Genomic DNA, 810 nt, shown 5'->3' on the forward strand with positions numbered 1-810 from the left:
AGGGTGAGCGCCAGGGCGGCCGGCCGCACCATGCGGCGCCGGCGCCGCAGGAAGATCGACAGCCGGGAGGGCCGGTCGTTGCGATTGTCGGCTGCGCGTCTCATGCGGCGGTTCGTGATCCTCCTTGGCTCAAGGGTGGGGTTTCGGTGTGGGGCCTCAGGTGCGGCAGGTCGCGTGCTCGACCATCCAGCGGCACAGCGCGCCGTAGGAGATGCCGCAATGCGCGGCCTGTTCGGGCAGGAGCGAGGTGGGCGTCATGCCGGGCTGGGTATTGACTTCGAGCACCACCAGGCGGCCGGGCAGGCGGCCGGGGCGGCGGTCGGGTCCGTCGCCGCAGGACGTGTCGTCATAGCGGAAATCGGTGCGCGAGGCGCCGGAGCAGCCGATCGCGCGATGGGCGGCCACCGCCAGTTCCAGCGCCCGGGCGAAGGCGTCGGGGTGGATGCGCGCGGGCAATTGGTGGTGGGAGCCGTCATCGCCGTATTTGGCGTCGTAATCGTAGAATTCGTGCGCCTGGGACGGGTTGGGGGTGATGTCGGTCGCCGTCAGGGCGCGGTCGCCCAGCACGCCCACCGTGATCTCGCGCCCGGGGATGAAGGTCTCGACCAGCGCGCGGGGGCCGTAGGTCCAGGCGGCGGCGATGGCGGCGCGGCGGTTGGAGCCGGGGCGGACGATCTCGACCCCCACCGACGAGCCTTCGTTCAGCGGCTTGATGACGTAGGGGGCGGGCAGCGGGTCGGCGGCGGGGAAGTCGGCGATGTCGATCACCCGTCCCTCGGCCACCGGCAGGCCGGCGGCGCGCAGCGCGGT

At 72.6% G+C, this 810-nt stretch carries 1 protein-coding gene; it reads right to left on the reverse strand.

All coding sequences use genetic code 11. The features are described 5' to 3' along the window. Positions 1–156: 156 nt before the first annotated feature. Positions 157–810: D-alanine--D-alanine ligase (locus tag HUK84_RS20780; RefSeq protein WP_246285810.1), on the reverse strand; the 654-nt coding region annotated here is incomplete at its 5' end.

This window comes from Nguyenibacter vanlangensis, assembly GCF_013376155.1.
Lineage (GTDB): Bacteria > Pseudomonadota > Alphaproteobacteria > Acetobacterales > Acetobacteraceae > Gluconacetobacter > Gluconacetobacter vanlangensis.